The 18,763-nt window shown below is 69.8% G+C and carries 17 protein-coding genes; 10 read left to right on the forward strand and 7 right to left on the reverse strand.

Annotation, left to right across the window (positions count from 1 at the left end; genetic code table 11):
• Positions 1-4 precede the first annotated feature (4 nt).
• On the reverse strand, positions 5-1,213 hold the full coding sequence (locus ACVTJA_RS14420; protein WP_465836940.1) for a right-handed parallel beta-helix repeat-containing protein: 1,209 nt from the start codon (positions 1,211-1,213) through the stop codon (positions 5-7).
• A gap of 127 nt (positions 1,214-1,340) precedes the next feature.
• Positions 1,341-2,027 carry an SDR family oxidoreductase gene (locus ACVTJA_RS14425; protein ID WP_465836941.1) on the reverse strand — a complete coding sequence of 229 codons (687 nt, stop codon included), beginning with the start codon at positions 2,025-2,027 and terminating at the stop codon, positions 1,341-1,343.
• 138 nt (positions 2,028-2,165) lie between these two features.
• On the opposite strand from ACVTJA_RS14425, the gene ACVTJA_RS14430 reads away from it, so the two are divergent.
• Entirely contained in the window at positions 2,166-3,020 is an 855-nt protein-coding gene (locus tag ACVTJA_RS14430) for a tetratricopeptide repeat protein (protein ID WP_465836942.1), read from the forward strand.
• A 108-nt stretch (positions 3,021-3,128) separates the two neighbouring features.
• Positions 3,129-3,785, forward strand: a complete 657-nt coding sequence (locus ACVTJA_RS14435; RefSeq protein ID WP_465836943.1) for a glutathione S-transferase family protein — start codon at positions 3,129-3,131, stop codon at positions 3,783-3,785.
• Positions 3,786-3,845: 60 nt separating this feature from the next.
• On the opposite strand, the gene ACVTJA_RS14440 is transcribed toward ACVTJA_RS14435, so the two are convergent.
• Both ACVTJA_RS14440 and ACVTJA_RS14445 read right to left on the reverse strand, forming a co-directional pair.
• The gene (locus ACVTJA_RS14440) at positions 3,846-5,129 is read right to left on the reverse strand and encodes a hypothetical protein (RefSeq protein ID WP_465836944.1); all 1,284 of its coding nucleotides are present in this window, start codon (positions 5,127-5,129) and stop codon (positions 3,846-3,848) included.
• Between the two features lies 1 nt (position 5,130).
• Positions 5,131-7,548, reverse strand: a complete 2,418-nt coding sequence (locus tag ACVTJA_RS14445; protein WP_465836945.1) for a TonB-dependent receptor — start codon at positions 7,546-7,548, stop codon at positions 5,131-5,133.
• A gap of 144 nt (positions 7,549-7,692) precedes the next feature.
• On the opposite strand from ACVTJA_RS14445, the gene ACVTJA_RS14450 reads away from it, so the two are divergent.
• Genes ACVTJA_RS14450 through ACVTJA_RS14460 form a run of 3 tightly spaced genes read left to right on the forward strand, consistent with a single transcriptional unit; the run spans position 7,693 to position 10,453 of the window.
• Positions 7,693-8,178 carry an RNA polymerase sigma factor gene (locus tag ACVTJA_RS14450; protein ID WP_465836946.1) on the forward strand — a complete coding sequence of 162 codons (486 nt, stop codon included), beginning with the start codon at positions 7,693-7,695 and terminating at the stop codon, positions 8,176-8,178.
• On the forward strand, positions 8,175-8,855 hold the full coding sequence (locus ACVTJA_RS14455) for an anti-sigma factor (RefSeq protein ID WP_465836947.1): 681 nt from the start codon (positions 8,175-8,177) through the stop codon (positions 8,853-8,855). The genes ACVTJA_RS14450 and ACVTJA_RS14455 overlap by 4 nt, the downstream gene beginning before the upstream one ends.
• On the forward strand, positions 8,852-10,453 hold the full coding sequence (locus ACVTJA_RS14460; RefSeq protein ID WP_465836948.1) for a caspase family protein: 1,602 nt from the start codon (positions 8,852-8,854) through the stop codon (positions 10,451-10,453). The genes ACVTJA_RS14455 and ACVTJA_RS14460 overlap by 4 nt, the downstream gene beginning before the upstream one ends.
• A 61-nt stretch (positions 10,454-10,514) precedes the next feature.
• Here the strand turns inward: ACVTJA_RS14460 and ACVTJA_RS14465 are convergent, their stop codons facing one another.
• Positions 10,515-11,501, reverse strand: coding sequence for a ComEA family DNA-binding protein (locus ACVTJA_RS14465; RefSeq protein WP_465836949.1), 987 nt, complete (start codon positions 11,499-11,501; stop codon positions 10,515-10,517).
• A gap of 270 nt (positions 11,502-11,771) precedes the next feature.
• Here ACVTJA_RS14465 and ACVTJA_RS14470 point away from each other — a divergent pair, with 270 nt between their 5' ends.
• From ACVTJA_RS14470 to ACVTJA_RS14490, 5 genes are all read left to right on the forward strand, one after another.
• Complete coding sequence (locus tag ACVTJA_RS14470) at positions 11,772-13,091, forward strand: hypothetical protein (protein ID WP_465836950.1); 1,320 nt, start codon at positions 11,772-11,774, stop codon at positions 13,089-13,091.
• 8 nt (positions 13,092-13,099) lie between these two features.
• The gene (locus ACVTJA_RS14475; protein ID WP_465836951.1) at positions 13,100-13,348 is read left to right on the forward strand and encodes a hypothetical protein; all 249 of its coding nucleotides are present in this window, start codon (positions 13,100-13,102) and stop codon (positions 13,346-13,348) included.
• Between the two features lie 86 nt (positions 13,349-13,434).
• Entirely contained in the window at positions 13,435-14,193 is a 759-nt protein-coding gene (locus ACVTJA_RS14480; protein ID WP_465836952.1) for a hypothetical protein, read from the forward strand.
• 101 nt (positions 14,194-14,294) lie between these two features.
• The gene (locus ACVTJA_RS14485; RefSeq protein WP_465836953.1) at positions 14,295-16,154 is read left to right on the forward strand and encodes a serine hydrolase domain-containing protein; all 1,860 of its coding nucleotides are present in this window, start codon (positions 14,295-14,297) and stop codon (positions 16,152-16,154) included.
• Between the two features lie 76 nt (positions 16,155-16,230).
• Positions 16,231-17,355 (forward strand): acyltransferase family protein, encoded by a 1,125-nt coding sequence (locus ACVTJA_RS14490; protein WP_465836954.1) that lies wholly within the window; start codon positions 16,231-16,233, stop codon positions 17,353-17,355.
• Positions 17,356-17,545: 190 nt separating this feature from the next.
• On the opposite strand, the gene ACVTJA_RS14495 is transcribed toward ACVTJA_RS14490, so the two are convergent.
• Positions 17,546-18,001: an SMI1/KNR4 family protein gene (locus tag ACVTJA_RS14495; RefSeq protein ID WP_465836955.1), complete on the reverse strand. Its 456-nt coding sequence runs from the start codon at positions 17,999-18,001 to the stop codon at positions 17,546-17,548.
• 3 nt (positions 18,002-18,004) lie between these two features.
• Complete coding sequence (locus tag ACVTJA_RS14500; RefSeq protein WP_465836956.1) at positions 18,005-18,553, reverse strand: hypothetical protein; 549 nt, start codon at positions 18,551-18,553, stop codon at positions 18,005-18,007.
• Positions 18,554-18,763 lie beyond the last annotated feature (210 nt).

Here is an 18,763-nt window from a genome sequence, read left to right on the forward strand (position 1 = left end):
CACTTTACCGCGCATCCCCCATGTCCAGCTCTCCGGCGAGCTGAGGGGCTTCGAGGCGCTGGCTCGTGGGAGCGCAGACGACGCCGACACAGTCGCCAGCGCGGTTGCCTCGCGCGCGGTTGCCGCCGCCGTCGATGACGCCGGGAGCGTTGATTCCCCAGCCCAGGTTGCCGATGGCCACGTTGTCGGACACGGTGAGGGTGCCGGGGAACGTCACGAGCAGGCCATCGCCCCGGTTGAGGAGGAAACGGTTGTCGCTGACGGTGCCGGTGACGGAGGGCTGCAGGAGCTCCGGCGGCTCGGCCACGAGCAGGCCGCTCTCGTTGCCCCACCACGTGTTGCCGCGGACATCGAGCGAGCGGGCGCGGGCCTCCAGTCCGGTGCCGTTGTCGATGAACCAGGAGCCGCGGAGCACGAGGTCGAACGGTTCCCAGGCCGGCTCCCAGTCCGGGGCGAGGGCGCCGTTGTTCGAGAAGACCGTGTCGACGAACGTCGCCCCGAAGCAGGTGCCATAGCCGAACTCTCCGAGCGGAACGTAGCCCACGACCTCGTTCCGGAGGAGCATGCTCGACCGGATGCTGACGCTGCCGTAGGGGCACCAGAACACGAGCTCGTTCGCGGTGAACGTCGAACCCTCCACCTCGACGTCATGCAGGTTCGCGGCGAACGCGAGCCGGTTGCCGCTGAGCAGCGACGACCTCACCCTGAACGTGCCACTGCCCGCGTCCTGCTCACTGCCCAACCCGGTGCCGTTCCGGAACAGCCGGCAGCGGGTCAGGGTGAAGGTCGTGAAGCTGCCGTTGCGGTTGTAGACGGCCACGCCGTTGTCCCGGAAGGTGAGCCCGGTCAGCCGCACGTCGTCGGCGGAGTCGACGATGTAGCCGTAGGTGAAGCCCTGGATGGTGCCGTTCCTCACCGTGCTGTCGGCCTCGACGAGGATGCCCTGAGACAGTTCCGTGCCGGTGCCGGAGCGGCGCACGGAGTGGCCACCCAGGTCGAGGACGACGCCCGCGCGGGCGATGCGGAGGGCGGGGACGTCCGTGCCCGGACACACGAGGTCTCGGGTGAGCCGGGTGTTGCGGGTGATGGTGTCACCGCACCGGAGGCCGCGGCTCGTGTCCTCCCGTCTGCTGTCCGCCCGTGCTGCGGGCGCTACCAGCAGCAGCACCGCCATGCCCAGGGCAATGGCGGTGACGTCGTATGCGCGTTGCATGTGCCTCCCCTTCGAGGGCTTTCGCCCCGTGTCGGGGAGGCTAGGCACGCGCTCACCAGCGGCTTACCTCGCCACCGGGGTCATCCCGCTGCCGGAACCTGGACAGTCCCGACCGGGCAGGGCGCTACTACGGGAAGTTGATGGAGACTTCCGAGCGGCGCTTGTACATCGCCCACACGGAGTCGGCGATGTCCGACGCCTCGAGGTTGCCGTGGCCCGAGTCGAACGCGGTGCCCCGGACGGTGCCGCCCACGACGACCTCGCCCACGTAGACGCCTTCGCGCGCGAGCCGGTGGTGGAGCAGACCCACCGTCTTGAGCTGCGCGGCCTTTTCAATCGCGAGCCCCATGACGCCCCACTGGCCCGCACCCGCCTCGATGCGCGGGTTGAAGTAGGCGAGGGCGCCGCCGGTGACGAGGACCGCGCCCTTCTGCTGCTTCAGGTCCGGCAGCGCCTCCTGCACGCCGGTGATGAGCCCCACCACCGCGACGTCGAACGCGGCGCGCAGCTCCTCGGTGCTCGCGGTCAGCAGGTCGCGAGCGCGGTTGGAGTACGCATTCCAGTGGAGGACCGCGATGGGCCCGAGCGACGCACGCACCTCGCGGATGAGCGAGCGAACGGACTCCGGGGACCCGAGGTCACACGGAAAGGCCTTGGCGTTGATGCCCTTGGCCGACAGCTCCTGGGCCGAGGACTTCAGCCGCTCCGCGCTGCGCGCGACGAGCGCGACGGCGAAGCCTTCCTTGCCAAACCTGCGAGCCACTGCATCGGAGATGCCGGGCCCATGGCCACACACGACGATGGTTGGGGTCATGGCCGCCGACATAACACGCTGCGCTGAGTGGCGAGGCTCCGGGCCAGGGCGCACGGCGTCGGCTCGACGTCGATGACATCTCCGGGACTACTTGTGCCCGGCTCGCTCGTGCGACGGCACCCGTGATTGAATCCCCGCATGGATACTCCCGTGGCCCGTCGCGGCCCGCTCCACGCCCTGTATGCGTGGATGGTGCTGCTGTCCTTCGCAGGGTCCGCATGTGCCACCACCAGCGCCTCCGATGCCGTGAGGGTGCCCCCCGATTTCGCCTCGCGCTGTGACGCGGGCGAGTCGGGCGCGTGCAACGCGTGGGGCAGGCAATTGCGGGACGAGGGGCGGCGAGAGGAGGCGGCGGCCGCCTACGGACGTGCCTGCCAGCGTGAGGACACGGCGGCCTGCCTGACGGAAGGCCGGCTGCGCATGGAGCTGGGGGACCTGGAAGGGGCCGAGCCACCGCTGCGCAAGACCTACGAGGCCGGCACGGAGGAGGGCGCCGAGGCCCTCGCGGACCTCCATGCGGCGCGGGGTGACGAGGTTGGTGCGGAGCGTCTTCGCTACGAGGCGCTCTCCATCGACAAGTCCGTGGTGGAGGCCGTCGTGGCGTACCGCTTCGGGTTCACCGGGGGCAACGGCCTGGCGCTCGACATCAACGTGCAGCCCATGGCGTTCCTCGCGCGGCGCCTCAACGTGGGCGTGAATCTCGTCGTGTCGAACGGGCGCTCGGCGCAGGTGGGGCTGAACGGGTACGCGGGCTACCAGCACTTCGTGACGGACTGGGCGGCGCCCTACGCGCGGGTGCTCGCGGGCAGTGTCCTGGACTCCCGGCGCGCGCGAATCGATGCCGGCCTGGAGGTGGGGATGAAGGTCTTCGCCGGGCCGCTGGGGCACGTGGCATTCGCCTTCGGCAACTCGCGCGTGAGCTCCACGTACATGGCGCTGGAGGTGGGGCTGGATTGGATTGTGGCCCTCTACATCCTCGCCCATGCGCCCTGAGGCGCCTCGGCCCGGGGCCAGACGCTCGAGCCCTTGACTCCGCGGGCCGCGCCCAATAGTTAGGCAGTGACTTAACTATCTGCCGGGGCCATTTCGCCGAGGTGTGCCATGTCGCTGACGCTGTATCAGCATCCGCTCGCGTCCTTCTGCTGGAAGGTGCTCATCGCGTTGTATGAGAAGGGCACGCCCTTCGAGCCGCGCCTCGTGGACCTCGGCAACGAGGCCGAGCGCGCCGCGTTCCTGAAGCTGACGCCCCTCGGGAAGATGCCGGTGCTGCGCGACGAGGCGCGGGACAGGACGGTTCTGGAGACGAGCATCATCATCGAGTACCTGGACATGCACCATCCGGGGGCGAAGCGGCTCATCCCCGCGGAGCCGGAGCTCGCGCTGCGGACCCGGCTGAGCGACCGCTTCTACGATTTGTACGTCCAGGACCCGATGCAGAAGATTGTCGGCGACGAGCTGCGGCCGCAGGGGAAGCGCGACCCGCATGGCGTGGCGCAGGCTCGCGCGGCGCTGCGGAACGCGTATGCCTTCATCGAGAAGGAGATGGCCACGCGGCAGTGGGCCATGGGGGAGGACTTCACGCTGGCCGACTGCGCGGCGGCGCCCGGGTTGTTCTACGCCGACAAGGTGGTGGCCATCGGTGATGACCACCCGAATACGGCGGCGTATCTCGCGCGGTTGATGGCGCGCCCCTCCTTCGCCCGCGTGCTCGAGGAGGCGAAGCCCTACTTCCACATGTTCCCGGGCAAGCGCGAGTGAGTTGCACGGCATCGGGCACCCGCGCGCGAGGAGGCTGACCCGGCGCGGGCGCTTCATGCGTCACTCGAAGAGGGACAGCTCCGAGAGGGAGGCCACGCTCAGCACCGACCTGCCCTGCCACAGCGACACCAGCCGGACGTACCGGACCGAGGGACTGCCGGGCAGGGGAATGTCGAGGAAGTGGTGACTGCCTCGCGGAAGGGGCGGGTCCCAGGGGCTGTCCGTATCGCTCGCGCTCCGGAAGGTCCGGCTGTTTCCATCCATGGAGTTTCCGGGCAGCGACCGCCGGGCGAGCTCCGTCCACTGTGCACCGTCCTCACTGCCCTCGATGGCCAGCTCCTGCCCGCTCGTCACGAGATTGCGGATGACCACGCGCGAGATGCGGGCCGGCGCCTCCAGGCTGACACCCACGCGCTGCGGGACGGATGACACCTCACCCGGCCACAGCTCGTAGACGCTCCTCTCGGTGAGCACTCCATCCGTGAACGGACAGGGGGCGTCGAGCGCCGGATGACACCCGGCGCCCCGGCTGAGCGGGCGCAGCGTGCCCGTCGGAATGGGCAGACGCTCGCTGCGCCATTCGAGCCGGAAGCGGAGCCAGGCCTCGGGACTCGTCACGGGAGTGCGGTTCCACGCACCCGCGCTCACCACGCGCACCTGTGCCTCCGGGGAGTCGAAGTCCTCCAGCAGCCAGGGCGGCAGCGGCCTCGGAGACGTGGCGGCGTCCTCGTGCCAGACGAGGCCCTCCCTTCCGTGGAGCTGCAGCGCCGCCACGGGAATCATCGGGTCCTCCAGGCTGCTGCCCGGGTCTTCTTCCTCCGGCAGTACCTCGGGTTCGACCACCGCACCGCCTGGCAGCAGCGGGACGGGTGGCAGCGGGGCGAAGCTCAGCACCGGACCCGTGGCCGTCTCCTCGCGAGCCAGACGTGCCTCCCAGACGCGCATCACCGGGAGCGCGGAGTCACCTCCGCCGTTGGTCAGGGTGAACGAGATGAAGGTCGCCCGTTCCTGCTCCATGGGCGTCGCCACCCGGAAGCGTTCGCGGAACGTCGGCCGCAGCCTGGAGTCCTCTCCATCCACCTGCGGGACGATGTCCCCCGCGAGGAATTCCAGCGCGAAGGCGCCGTTGTCATGCGTGGTCACCGTCCCGTACGGCGTGAAGTCGAGCGGGCGGGCGAGGTTCTCGCTCCGTCCTCCCTCCAATGACAGCTCCGTCTGTCCGTAGGGCGAGCCATCCGCTCGCAGGGCCATGCCGTAGATGAAGACGGGGGAGTCCGGGTAGACGTCGCAGCCCGCGCCGCAGAGGCTCACGCACAGGAGCGCGGAGAAGAGAGAGGGGCGCATGTCAGTAGGTCCCTTTCAGTCCCAGCATGGGGAAGACGATGGGGAAGGCCTGCTCCTTGCGCAGGAGCCGGGTGGGGGTTTCCGCGTTGGGCCGCTCGGCGGTGTATTCGTAGAAGAGGACCTCCTTCTGGATGGAGGCGTTGAGCAGGTCGAGTGAGAGCTCGAGCGTGAGGTCATCCAGGGCCCACGCCTTGGCGGCGCGCAGGTCCACGCGCCAGAAGGACGGCATGCGCGTGGCTCGGTCCCTGTCCTGGCGCACCCACCTGGGATTGCCCTCGCTGTCCTCGCCGGGGCGCATGGGCTGCGGGGTGAGCTCGCCCGTCTCGGGACGGCCCGTGTTGAAGTGCACCACGGCTCCCACGGTGTAGCCCCCGCCGAGCTTCCGGCTGATGGCGGCGTTGAAGACGTGCGCCTGCTCGAAGGCGAACGGCACGGTGGCCCGCTCGGTGCCGATGAGCTGATTCCGGTCGTCGTAGCGTGGGACGTCCATCCGCCGCCGGCTCTGGAGGTAGCTGTACGAAGCCCAGCCGAACCAGTCACCGCCGAGCGCGTGGCGGACCATCAGCTCGACGCCATACGCCTCACCGCTCGCGGACGGGTCCGTGTCCATGAGGTCTCCCCGCCGGCGACTGTCGAAGACCTGCTGGAGGCTGAACTCCACCGTGCGTTGCAAGGGATTGAAGAAGACATCCGCGCTCAATTCCCATTGCTCATGGGGCTTCCACTCGGCGCCCACGTCGAACTGCATTCCCTCCTGCAATCCATAGCGGAGGCCGGATGCGTCCATCACCGGGAGCTGCAGGAGCACGGTGGGCGGCTGGTGGAAGAGGCCCGCGCCGCCCTTGAGGACCAGCGCCTCCGTGAGGGTGTAGCGCACCGTCAGGCGGGGCTCCACCGTCGTGCGGTGGAGCTCCCCGAGCAATTGATAGACATCCGCGCGCACGCCGGGGACGACCACCCAGCCCGGTGAGGGGCGCCACTGCAGCTCGGCGAAGGCGCCGCTCATGCGCGCTTCCGACGTGGGGCGGGTGAGCGGGTCGTCCTCGGAGAAGTACTCGGAGCCGGCGGAGGCCTCGCTGCCCGTGGCGACCACGGTGGCGCGGAGCTGTTCCACGTCCCCTCCCACGGTGAGCTGGAGCGTCTCGCCCAGGGGGTGCGTCCAGCGGAGGCGTCCCGCGAGGCTCTCCTGCTGGAGGGTGAACTCACCGAGCCTCACGCGCGGAGGGCCCCGCTCGGCGAGGAGGCCCATCTCGTCCACGCCGGCCGTCAGGCCCAGCTCCAGCTCACCTCCGGCGAGCGGGAGGAGTCCGCGCAGGTCCACCCGGTGGAAGCGGGTGACGATGCCGGCGCCATTGGTGGGCAGCAGGGGCGTGCCGTCGGGGAGCTGGCCCGGCTCCTCGGGTGCGTGCTCCGCCAGGACATCGGAGCTTCCGAGGGCCAGCAGGCGCACCCGCCCGGGCCCCACCTTCTGCTCGAGGCGGAGCTGGTAGTCCCAGAACTCGGCGCTGTAGGTGGTCGAGCCCGAGGTGGAGAGGGCATTGAGCAGCAGCGAGCTCAGCGCGCCGGTGTAGCTCATGCGTCCGGCCGCGCTGATGCTGGTGCCGGTGGCGTTGATGGGCACCTCCAGGAAGGCGCCGCTGTTGATGAAGTCCACGGTGGCCGTGGCGTGGACGCGGTCCTCGCGCGGGCGCGAGAGGCGGCCCTCCACGGCGCCACCGAGCAGGCGCCCGAACCGGACGGGCGGCGTGCCGGGGTAGAAGTCGATCGTGTCGATGAAGTCGGGCTGCACCACGGCCGGGCCGAGGAGCAGGTGGTAGAGCATCGGGACGCGGACGCCGTCGATGAAGAAGCCCGTGGACGCAGGTTGACCGCCACGCACCACCGGGTAGCCGAGGCCGGACGCGAGGCTGCCCACGCCCGGCATCAGCATGACGACGCGGAACGGGTCCCCCTGCGTCCCGGGCACCTCCCGAATCTCCTGCTCGTGCAGGCTGATGCGCGTCACCTCGGTGCGCGGGCGGTCATCCCTCACCACCGTCTCGTAGGGATTCACCTTCATCGGTTCCAACCGGTAGATGACCTCGACCTGCTGTTCCTCGGTGACGGTCTCCAGGAAGGTGGCGGGCTTGTACCCGGGGGCGCGCACCTCGACGGCGTGGGTGCCCGCCGGGAGCCGGAGCACGAAGCGGCCCTCCGCGTCCGGCTGCACGGCATCCGGAAGCCCGGAGACGAGGAGGGCGGCGTTGGCCAGCGGGCGGCGCGTCCCCTTGGCGCGCACGACGCCCTGCACCCGGGCCGTTCTCGCCCGGGGCGCTTCGGCCTGGCCCTGGGGGACGTCCTGCGCCAGGACGGGGTGGGACGCGAGCAGGACCCACAGTGCGAGCGTCCACCCCGCCCGGTGGAACGGCATTCGAGACATGAAACCCTCCGGTTGGCGGAACAACGATTTCCGCGCGCCAGACCGGCCAGGCTTCCTCGTGAAACCCCGCCGTGAGATTTCCTGTCCGCTTTTCTGGTCCCCGTTCGTTTCCCTCGGAGAATTCCTCCGGAGCCTCCTCCCGCATTGGATACCGACATCCAGAGCGCCTACGTGCGCTACTTCCCAATCATCCGGGAGAAGTGTCGCCGGATGCTGGGGGACTCCGACGAGGCGCAGGATGTCGCGCAGGAGACCTTCATCCGCTTGTGGAAGGCGCGGCTGCCCATGCATGACGCCCGTCACGTGACGGGGTGGATCTACCGGACCAGCACCAACCTGGCCGTGGACCGGCTCCGCCATCGCCGGAGCGTGCCCACGACGCAGACGGTGGCGGAATTGGCGGCGGAGGGGCGCTCCGCGGAGACCTTGCTGGCCCAGCGCCAGGAATTGGAAGTGCTCGCGCGGCACCTGCCCGCGGACGTGCTGGAGGCGGCCTTGATGAACCGGTTGGACGGACTGACGCAGCAGGAGGTCGCAGAGGTGCTCCAGGTGTCCGAGCGCACCGTGCGGCGGCTCTTCCAGCGGTTGGATGAGCAGGTGCAACACCTGAGGAGGACGCTCGGAACATGACGACGCCCGCGCCACACCCTTCCCGTCTGGAGTTGGACCGCGCGGCGCTCGGGCTGCGGAGCCCGCCGCTCGAAGCGCACCTGGAGACCTGTGCCGAGTGCGGCGCGTACCTGCGCACGGTGACGCAGCCCGAGCCCGTGCCCGCGTGGGTGCGAGCGCTCGGCGAAACGCCCCGCGAGCGCCGGCGCGCGAAGTGGATGCGCTGGACGTGGCCCGTGCTGGCCACCGCCGCGCTGGCCTCCCTGGTGCTCGTCATCGTGCCGCGCCCCGCTGGTGACACGGGGACGGAGTACGTGGGCCCCAAGGGGGCGCCTGCCGTCGCCGTCCACATCAAGCGCGGCGAGCGCATCTTCCTCTGGGATGGCCGGGCGCCCCTCGTGCCGGAAGACCGCATCCGCCTGGGCGTGGCCTCAGAGGCGTACTCGTACGTCACCGTGGCGACGCTCGCGCCGGAGGGGTGGGTCGTGCTCTTCGAGGGACCGCTCTCCGGACCGGAGCTGGCGCTGCCCGCGAGCTGGCGGGTGGACGCGGCCGGTGGGGAGGAGGTCCTCCGCGTCCTCTTCAGCACGGAGCCGCTGCCCGGTGGGGCCCGGACCGCCGAGCTCTTCTCCGAGGCGCCCAGGACTGCGAAGCTCTGGACCACCGAGCTGCGCCTCCCCAAGAGTCCTCGTCCATGAATGGCTTCACCCGCGCGTGCCTCTTCGTCCTGCTGTCGTGGCTGACCGCCACCACGGCCGGGGCGGGGGAGGTGCGCGCCGTGCCACCAGCCTCGAAGCGGGTGGCCGTCGTCGTGGGCTCCAACGCGGCGGTGCTCGGCCGGGCCGCGCTGCGCTATGCGCACGACGACGCGAGGCGGGTGGCGGATGTCCTCACCCAGGTGGGCGAGTTCCGGCCGGAAGACGTCACGCTGCTGCTGGACCCCGCTCCCGAGGCCGTGCTGGCCGCACTGGACCAGCAGCTCGCGCGCCTGCGCTCGACGCCGGGGAACACGCTGCTGCTGTTCTACTACTCGGGCCATGCGGACCAGCAGGCGCTGTATCCCCACGGCGCGCCGCTCGCGCTCGCCGCGCTGAAGCAGCGCATCGAGAGCCCGGAGGCCACGGTGCGGCTGGGCATCATCGACGCGTGCCGCGGCGGTGGGTGGACCCAGGCCAAGGGCCTGCACGCGGAGGCGCCCTTCGCCCTGCAAGTGCCCCTCAACGTGCAGAGTACGGGCTCGGTGCTCATCGCCTCCAGCTCCGGCCTGGAGAACGCGCACGAGACGGAGGCGTTGGAGGGCTCGTTCTTCACGCACCACCTGGTGGCGGGGCTTCGCGGGGCGGCCGACATCGCCGGGGATGGCGAGGTGTCGCTCGTCGAGGCCTTCACCTACGCGAAGCAGCTCACCATCCGCGACACGGCGGTGTTCGGGGACCGGCTGCAGCACCCCAGCTTCGACATGAACCTCCGGGGGCGGGACGACCTGGCGCTCACCCACGTGGAGACGGGCGGCAGCATCGTCATGCTGCACCAGCGCCAGGGGCCGCTGCAGGTGGTGCTCGCCTCGACGGGGCGCAGCGTCCTCGAGGTGCCCGAGGGCGAGCGGCAGGTGAAGGTGGCACTGCGCCCGGGACGCTACCTGCTCGTCCGCAAGGACCCGGACCGCCCCGCCGTGCGCGAGTTCAGCGTCCAGGCCGAGCAGTCGCTCCTCGTGGACGAGGAGAGCCTGGTGCCCGCGAGCTTCGCCTCCATCGCATCCAAGGGGGCTGGCGGCGACACGCGCTGGGCGACGAGCACGCCACACCGGCTGGTGACGGTGCGGCCGCTGACGCTCGGGTTCGAGGTGGTGCTCCACCTGGAGTACGCCCAGGCCCTCACGCCGTCCTGGGCGCTCACCGTCGAGCCCGTGCTCTGGCAGGAGAGCGGCTTCGTGAGCATCAACATGGCGGGGCTCGACGTGGGGGCTCGCTACCACCTCTTCGACAATGCGCCGGAGGGACTCTTCGTCGGAGCGAAGCTGGGCGTCAGCGTCGTGGACATCAATCCGGGTGCCAGCTCCGCCTCGGTGGACAGGACGCCTGTGACCCTGCACCAGGGGCTCGACGTGGGGTACACGCTGCTCTTCTGGAACAGGCTCGCCCTGTCATTGGGCGTGGGCGCGGAACACGCCTTCGCGACGTCCCGGGACATGAAGTCCGTCCTCGAGTCGTATGGCGTCTCCGCCACGGCCAACTCGCGCCGGCCGAAGCTGGGGCTCTCCGCGAACTACCGGGTCGCCGTCGGTCTGGCGTTCTGAAAAAGAAAGCGGGCCTCCGGCGGGGAGCCGGAGACCCGCGTTGCGGCCGTGAGGCCGGACGTCACTCGCTCCAGAAGGAGTCGGTCATCACGCTGAAGCCGTTCACCGTGTCCACGAAGATGGCGACCTGGTGCCCGCTCCACGGGTCATCCTGGAAGCTGGTGTAGCAGCCCTTGAACGAGCGCCCTGCAATCAGCGTGTCCAGGTTCGCCAGGCCGGCGGAGACGATGTTGCTGGGAATCTGGTTGTTGCGGTTGGCCCAGGCCAGTACCTCGTTCACCTTGCCACGCACCTCGGCGGCGTCGGCGAGGTTGGGGCGCACCGTCGCGCCGTAGGGGACGCTGGTCGGCTCCAGGCCGAAGCACGTGGGCGTCCCCTCGCGGTAGTGCTGGTTGCCCACCACGATGTTCCACCAGTCGAAGTGACGGGCCATCGTCTTGCTGTAGTCATACTGCGGCAGCGCATCCACCGCCGCGACGAGCGCCTCGAAGGGCCGGCTCAGCGTCGCCGAGTTGCGGATGTTCCGCAGGCTCACCGCGCCGATGCCCGCCGTGTTGGCGATGGCCTGGGTCGAGGTGAAGGGGCGCGTGCCGAGCAGGTTGGAAGCGCCGTTCCACGCGTCCGGCAGCACGTCGTGCAATTCGCTGTCGTCGATGGAGTTCACCAGCGAGACGATGGCCGCGTCGTCATCCGCGGAGATGGCGAGCTCGTCGAAGATGCCCACGCAGCTCGCGTTGATGTAGCTCTGCGCGCGGGCGCCACCCTCGAGCTGCTTGAGCCGGGCCTCGCCCATGCCCTGCACCGCGGAGACCTGCGCCAGCGAGGCGAAGGGCGCCGTCGCGCGCTGATTCACGATGCGGGTGACCACATCGCTCGGCAGATACGCATCCAGCGTGGCGTACGAAGCCGTGTTCGTGAAGTTGAGGATGCCCTGACACTCCGGGGCCACGTCCACGTCCGTGCTGGTGAGCGCGGACCGGGTGCTCTCGACGGCCTCCGGGGACGTCGGTTCGATGTCGGTACCACCACAGCCCACCACCAAGCTCACAGCAAGAACGGCTGAGCCAAGATGACGCATTCGGGGAACTCCTTTTTCGAGGTGCACGGCGAGCTACATCATGGCGAGGGTATCCGACAAATCCTGGTTGAATAGACTTCGTGAAACATTGCTGGAGTGCCGCCCGCGAGTGTGGGGCGCGGGCCTCATCGTGTGGGGGGAATTCCCCGACGGCGCACACGGCGAGTATGGTTCATGAAACATTTGTGTCTCGCACCTGTGCGGCGCGTGTGCGGCATGCGTGTTGCTGTAGCACGAGGGATGAACCGAGCATCTCGGTGTCGTTACGGCCTTCCATTCCTGCTCTGGGGACTGATGGCCCCGGGCTGCGGCAAGAGCGATTCCAACGAGCCGCTTCCGGGTGACGCGGGCGTCATCACGCCGGTGGATGCCGGCGTGGATGCGGGCGCCGACAGCGGGGTCCCCGACGCGGGAGGCATCGAGCCCGGCCCCATCGACGCCATCATCGCCGCCATGCCCGAGGGCTCCTGGAAGGAGCTGCCGAATACGCAGATGTCGGATGTCTGCCCCGCGCCGTACTCCAGCTACCCGTGCGAAGCGGTGATGATTGCGTGGAGCGGCGGGGCGTACGACTCGCTCCGGGACAGGCTGGTCGTCTGGGGCGGCGGGCATGACGACTCGCCGTACAACAACGTCCTCACCTTCGACCTCGCGTCGATGAAGTGGAAGCGGTGGACGGACCTGCCCGCGGGCATGACGGGCAACAGCGTCACGCCGGTGATGCGCGACAAGCGCGTGGAGTCCTGCGGCCTGTATCCGTCCGTGGCGTCGCTGGACATTCCGGACGCGGGCCTGACGTCCACGGGCTACGTGCGGCAGGAGTTGTGCGAGGACCCGAGCATCCTCTCGCAGTTGGACGCGCAGCAGCCGCGCAGCGCGCACACCTATGGGAATGTGACGTTCAGCGAGGCGACGGGGCGCTTCTACGTGCTGGGCTCCGTTGCCATCTACCCGAGCGGGCAGACCGGCACGCAGCGGGTGATGGGCTTCGACTTCGCGACCGGCCGGTGGGTGCGCGGCGCGAACAACCCGGTGGTCGACTACGGGGCGAGCGCCGCCGATGCGCGGGGGCACCTCTGGTACGTCGGCTCCCGGAAGCTGCACGAGTACGACCCGGTGGCCGACACGTGGACGGCCCATGCCGCGGGTGGCGCGGGCTACTACTACGCGGGCTCGGCCGTGGACACGAAGCGGAACATCCTCGCGCTCGTTCGCGAGGGGACCACCGTGTCGACGTATGCGCTGGGCACTTCGGGGAAGACGCACGCCACCGTCACCACCACCGGGCTGAGCGCGCCGGTGGGCGGAGCGCCCGGGCTCTCGTACTCGCCGGTGTTGGACCGGTTCGTCGCATATCCGGGCGGCCGCAAGCTGGCGATTCTGGACCTCCAGGCGGGCCGGTGGGTGGAAGTCACGGGCACGGGCGACGACCCGGGAGCCGCGGCTTCGAATGGCACCTTTGGCCGGTTCCGCTACAGCCCCGCGCGCAACGTGTTCGTCGTCGCGAACAGCACCCGGCGGAACGTCTTCATCTGGAAGCCGCCGTCCACGGCACCATGAGGAAGCGCGTGGCACGCCATCGCTCCCGGCGGAAGCAGGGGGCCGGCCGGCCGGTCGGGATGCGTGGGCCGCATCTCGCGCCGGTCTGGCACCGGGACCAGGTCGCGCTCCTCGACGGCGTCGCCCTCTTCGAGGAGGGCCTCCTCGCGTTCCTCGATGACGTCGTCCCCGCCGAGGAGCGACTCCTCGCGTTCCTCGACGGCATTGCCCTGGAAGGGGAGGACGCGCGGGGTATGGAGCCACCCTGGGCGGAGTAGCCCGGGCCCGCTCGGGCGCTTCCGCTCCGTGCTTCGAGGGGGCTCCGTTGCCTCCACCCGGGCCGGGCCTCTAGCGTTCCGGGTGCATGTCCGAGCCGACTCCTGAAACCGCCGCCCCCGAGAAGCAACCCGAGCACCCGCTGGGGTTCCTCTACGGACTCATCGGCGGGCCGCTGCTCTTCGTCTTCACCCTCTGGCTCGCGAGCGTGACGGGCCGCTTCTTCTACGTGCTGGCCATCGCCAGCGTGGTGGCCTTCGTCGTGGGCGCGCTGCGGGCGCTCCTCTTCGCGGCCAGGAGCCTGGTGACGCGGCCGGTGCCGAGCCTCGCGGTGCTGGCGGTGCTCGGCGGCCTGGGCTTCCTCGCCGCGCGCAACGCGGAGGCGGTGCGCGCCTACGTGGTGAAGCTCGGCGAGGACCCGGAGCTGGGCGGGCGTTACGAGGGCGACGGCTTCTCGATTGAGTACCCCCAGGGCTGGCGCCAGCGCGACATCGACGGCTTCGAGGTGGCGGGCATCCGCCCGTCGGGGACGGGGCACTCGGACTGCCTCGACAACGCGGGCGTGATGCGCTCGCGCCGGGACGACTACACCCTCGACGCGTATGTGCAGTTGCAGCGCGACGACTACGGGAAGAGCGAACACTGGCAGTTGCTCGAGGACAAGCCCACTACGGTGAGTGGGCTGCCCGGACGTGAGCTGGTGGTGAAGGGCGCCACCCACCTGCTCCACCTGTACGTCACCGTGAAGGACCAGCGCGGCTTCATCGTCTCCACGCAGGCCTGCCTCGCGAATGGCGGAGCGAACGAGGCGCAGCTGCTCGAGGTGGCCCGGAGCTTCCAGTTGTAGGCCGGGAATGCAGCGCGGATTGTAGGTGCAATCGTTCTTCGTGCGGTACGTAGGGCCCGGTGCGGCCACCACCGAGCCCTACTCCCCCGAGGACGTCCGCCATGCGCCTTACCGCCTGCCGCAGTCTGGGCCTTGCGTTGTTCTGCCTTTCACTCGCCCCCGGGACTGGCAGCGCGCAGCAGCCCGCTGCGACGAAGCAGCCTGCCGCCGCGAAGCCTTCCGCGGATGCCGCGCAGCCGCCCGCTGAGAGCACGAAGCAACCCGTTGCAGCGAAGCCTTCCGCGGATGCCGCGAAGCAGCTCATCGGCACTTGGGGCGCCGAGCGCATCTTCGGCCCGGAGGTGCAGGGTGAGCTCACCCTCCTGAGGGAGCAGGGTACGTGGCTGGCCCGCGTCGGCGGCTTCGAGATTCCGGGCCGGGAGGAGAAGAAGGCCGTTACCGTCGTCCTGCCCGGAGGGCAGGGCGAGCTGCGTGGAGCGCTGACGCCCGACGGCAAGCGCTTCGTGGGGCACTGGATTCAGGCGCGCGTCGTCGTGGGGGGCTACCGGTACGCCACGCCCATCGAATTGCGCGCCGTCCAGAAGGACGTGTGGCGCGGCACCGTGAAGCCCATGGAGGACCGCTTCACCGTGTACCTCATCGTCCAGGAAGCACCTGACGGCACCGTGCAGGCCGTCATGCGCAACCCGGAGCGGAACTTCCCGCCGCAGCGCGTGTTCCGCGTCTCGATGACGGGAGACACCGTGAAGCTCACCAACACCCGCGAGGGAGGCATGAGCTTCGAGGGCACCTACGACGCGAAAGCGGAGAAGCTGTCCCTGCCGATGCTGTTCCTGGGCACGTTTGACCTCACGCGGCGGGACAGGGAGCAGGCCGTGGGGCTCTACCCGCGCACGCCGTCGTCGGCCCCGTACGTGTACCGCAAGCCCGTCGCGGAGGAGGACGGCTGGGCCACCGCGTCGCTCACGGACGTGGGCATGGACCCGGGCCCCGTGCGTGAATTGGTGCAGCGCATCCTCGACACGTCCCCCGCCGACCCGGCCGCGCCGCTCATCCACGGACTGCTCATTGCCCGCCACGGGAAGCTCGTCGTCGAGGAGTACTTCCACGGCTACGACAAGGAGCGCGCGCATGACCTCCGCTCCGCCGCGAAGACCTTCGCTCCCGCGCTCGTGGGCCTCGCCATCGACCAGGGCGCGAAGCTGGCGCCGGAGACGCCCGTGTACTCGCTGTTCCCCGAGCACAAGGACGCCGCCGCTTCGGACCCGAGGAAGGCCCGCCTGACGGTGGAGCACCTGATGACGATGACGTCCGGGTACGCGTGCGACGACGACAACGGCGACTCGCCCGGCAACGAGGAGAAGGTCCAGGAACTGGAGTCCGGTTGGTACACGTACACGCTGAACCTGCCCATGGAGCGCGAGCCGGGCGAGGACCAGGCCGTGTACTGCTCGGTGGGCATCAACCTGCTCGGCGCTGTCGTGCACAACACCACGGGCGCGTGGCTGCCGGACTTCTTCGCGCGCTCGCTGGCCGTGCCGCTCCAGATGCGCGACTACCACCTCAACCTCTCGCCCGATGGAGACGCGTACATGGGCGGTGGCTTCCAGTTGCGCCCCCGGGACGCGCTGAAGCTGGGGCAGTTGTACCTGCAGGGCGGCGTGTGGAACGGGCGGCGCGTCATCAGTAAGCGCTGGGTGGAGCGCTCCATCGCGCGCCATGCCCTCATGAGCCCCGGGCGCACGTACGGTTATGCATGGTGGCGGCACGAGCTGCAGGTCGGTGACCGCACCTATGCCGAGTACGAGGCCGGGGGGAATGGCGGGCAGCTCATCATGGTCGTCCCCGAGCTCGACCTCACGGTGATGTTCACCGGCGGCAACTACAACCAGGTCAAGGTGTGGAGGAAGTTCCGCGAGGAGTTGCTGCCCCAGTTCATCATGGCGGCAGCGAGGAAGTAGGCGGTCCAGGGGCGCGGGTTGCAATCGCTCGCGGCGCCGACGTCTAATCGCGCGTCCCCGTCGACGCGCGCCCCGGATGCCAGCGGAATCCAGACCCCGGTATGTCTTCATCGACGCGCTGCGCGGCTTCGCGGCGCTCGCGGTGGTGGGCTTCCATGCGCGTGAGGGAGGTCACCTCGCGCAGCTGGAGCCCTTCCTCGGCCCGGTGCTGAATGGCGTGCTGCGGCGCGGGGACGCGGGCGTCACCGTGTTCTTCGTCATCAGCGGCTTCGTCATCGCCGCGAGCATGGCGCATGCGCACGTCACGCCGGGTTATGTGGGCCGCTTCCTCGCCCGCCGCTCGGTGCGGCTGGACCCGGCCTACTGGGCGTCGATGGCGCTCACCGTGGGCTTCGGGCTCCTCTCGGTGCGCTTCGTCCCCGGCAAGACGTATGAGCTGCCGACCTGGGGCGAGGTGCTCGTCCACCTCACGTACCTGACGGACCTGCTCGGCGTGCGGCAGCTCAGCGCGGTGTACTGGACGCTCTGTTACGAGTTCCAGTTCTACGCGACGTTCGCCCTGCTGCTCCTCGGCGTCACGCGGCTGCGAGAGCGCCTGGGGGCCGAGCGGGCACTCACGGCGGCGGTCTGGCCCGCGACGTTGGTGTCGGACCTGTGGCTGGTGGGGCTCGAGCCCTTCCACGTGCACGGGCTGTTCGTGGACCGGTGGCACCTGTTCCTCACTGGGGTGCTCGTGTGGCGCTCCGTCGTCCGGCGCTCGGGCGCGCACGTGGCCGCGGCGGCGGCGCAGGTGGCGCTGGTGGGTGTCATGGGCCTCGTGCGCGCGGATGTGCAGTTGCACGTGGCGGCCGCGACGGGTGCCCTTGTTCTCGCGGTGGGGCTCGCGGGGCGACTGGAGACGTGGCTGTCGTGGCGCGGGTTGCAGGGGCTGGGCGCCATCTCGTACAGCCTGTACCTCACGCACAACGCGGTGACGGGCGCGCTCTTCCGCGTGGGCTTCCGGCTCACCGGACGCAGCCCGGCGTGGGAGGTGGTGTGGTTCGTGCTCTCGCTCGGCGCGTGCATCGGCTTCGCGTGGGTGTTCCACAAGCTCATCGAAGCGCCGAGCCTCGCGCTCAGCCGGCGCATCCGGCTGGGCGCTTCTGAGCCCGCGACGCAGGGAAGGGGAGAGGCTGTCGCTCCGGCGTCGCTCGCGCCGTGAGTGGCCCGTCGGCATCACCCGGAAAACTCGGGCACGACCCGAGCGCTTGGGCGCCGTATGGGCTGGCGCTCGTGACGGCAACCTGGCGGGTGCCACGCGTCACGGTGCATCGGCACCGAGCACGCCGCCAGTGCATGGCTGCACCGGCGGCCCGGCATGGCCCGAGACGGCGCTGAACGACGTGGCGCTGCTAGTGGAGCCAGTAGAGGCGGTTGTTGCTCGTGAGGGCGCGCGCCAGAAACTCGCGGAGCGACGCGGCCACGGGCGTCACGGCCGGGTATGTGCCGTGGTACGCATCCAACAGGGGATAGGGGGGCGGCCGGGCCACGTCCACCAGGATGAAATCCGAGTCCTGGCAGTCCACCAGCGTCCACCAGGACGCGGGGCCCATGGAGTCCTCGTCGATGCCGCGCATTCGAACGCGGGCGCGCTGTAGCTCTCCGAGAGAGAGGAGGCTGTAGCGCGCGTTGGGCAGCGGCTCGAACAGCTCCGCGCCATTGCACCGCAAGTAGAAGGCGCGCAGCTCGGCCCCGAGCTGCCAGCCCGCACGCGATTCGAACGCGGCAATCTCCGCCTCGGTCGCGGGAGGATGCGGGTAGTGCTCGCGCACCACGGTCGCAAGGAGTTGGTCCAGGGTTGGTGTCATGGGCTAGTCGCTGTAGGGGAGGTTGGGCCCGGGGGTGGACCACCGACTGCCGCGCGCGTAGCACTGCGGATAGGCGTTGTTGAAGAGCGTGTGGACAAAGTCTGGCACGGGCAGGATGTTGCGCGGGTCGGTGGGGTGCCCTCCGTGGCCGAGGTCGAGAATGTGGTGGCCCGGCCAGTTGCGGCCGGCCGTGCTGGGCCAGGCGCCGAACTCCTCAATCCAGTTGGCCCGGAACGCGTCCCGCGCGTTGTCCCAGATGCCTCTGCCGCGCCGGGGGTCGACGGTCGCGTAGTCGCAGCAGCAGTGAGTGAGCGGATAGCGGGTGCCACCCTCCGCCGGGAGGAACATGAAGCGCCCGACCCAATCGCCCTTGATGTCCGCAAGCCAGATGCAGCCCATGAGCACGCGGCCCTCGGATGCGCACTGGCGCTGGCAGCGCCCCAACTGCTTGGCGTTGCACTGCCATGGGCCGTAGTAGATGGTCGTGGCCACCCGGCCGCCGTCGGGGCTCGGCACCTCGGGCCCAACCCACTTCGCAGTTGCTGGGGGCATGCCGACTGCGCCGACCGTGGCCGAGCCGCACGCGACGAGGGCTGCCGCAGTGAGCGCGACGACGAGCGGACGATGCTCGGAGGGGGGAAACATGCAAAAGCGGATAGCACCGACAGCTCGCCGCGCACAAGTCACGGCGGTGGGAGCCCCTCTTGGTGGATTGGCCCGACAAGCAGGCGTCGCCGCGTGTCGCTCCAGAGTATGGCGATG

The organism is Pyxidicoccus sp. M6, from assembly GCF_055568925.1.

Excerpts from the sequence above, each read along its gene's own strand:
- ACVTJA_RS14440 (WP_465836944.1), bottom strand. The coding sequence starts at position 5,129 with ATGCGCCCCTCTCTCTTCTCCGCGCTCCTGTGCGTGAGCCTCTGCGGC.
- ACVTJA_RS14430 (WP_465836942.1), top strand. The coding sequence starts at position 2,166 with ATGGATACTCCCGTGGCCCGTCGCGGCCCGCTCCACGCCCTGTATGCG.
- ACVTJA_RS14500 (WP_465836956.1), bottom strand. The coding sequence starts at position 18,553 with ATGCCCCCAGCAACTGCGAAGTGGGTTGGGCCCGAGGTGCCGAGCCCC.
- ACVTJA_RS14490 (WP_465836954.1), top strand. The coding sequence starts at position 16,231 with ATGCCAGCGGAATCCAGACCCCGGTATGTCTTCATCGACGCGCTGCGC.
- ACVTJA_RS14445 (WP_465836945.1), bottom strand. The coding sequence starts at position 7,548 with ATGTCTCGAATGCCGTTCCACCGGGCGGGGTGGACGCTCGCACTGTGG.
- ACVTJA_RS14455 (WP_465836947.1), top strand. The coding sequence starts at position 8,175 with ATGACGACGCCCGCGCCACACCCTTCCCGTCTGGAGTTGGACCGCGCG.
- ACVTJA_RS14460 (WP_465836948.1), top strand. The coding sequence starts at position 8,852 with ATGAATGGCTTCACCCGCGCGTGCCTCTTCGTCCTGCTGTCGTGGCTG.
- ACVTJA_RS14435 (WP_465836943.1), top strand. The coding sequence starts at position 3,129 with ATGTCGCTGACGCTGTATCAGCATCCGCTCGCGTCCTTCTGCTGGAAG.
- ACVTJA_RS14470 (WP_465836950.1), top strand. The coding sequence starts at position 11,772 with ATGAACCGAGCATCTCGGTGTCGTTACGGCCTTCCATTCCTGCTCTGG.
- ACVTJA_RS14420 (WP_465836940.1), bottom strand. The coding sequence starts at position 1,213 with ATGCAACGCGCATACGACGTCACCGCCATTGCCCTGGGCATGGCGGTG.
- ACVTJA_RS14495 (WP_465836955.1), bottom strand. The coding sequence starts at position 18,001 with ATGACACCAACCCTGGACCAACTCCTTGCGACCGTGGTGCGCGAGCAC.
- ACVTJA_RS14485 (WP_465836953.1), top strand. The coding sequence starts at position 14,295 with ATGCGCCTTACCGCCTGCCGCAGTCTGGGCCTTGCGTTGTTCTGCCTT.
- ACVTJA_RS14425 (WP_465836941.1), bottom strand. The coding sequence starts at position 2,027 with ATGACCCCAACCATCGTCGTGTGTGGCCATGGGCCCGGCATCTCCGAT.
- ACVTJA_RS14480 (WP_465836952.1), top strand. The coding sequence starts at position 13,435 with ATGTCCGAGCCGACTCCTGAAACCGCCGCCCCCGAGAAGCAACCCGAG.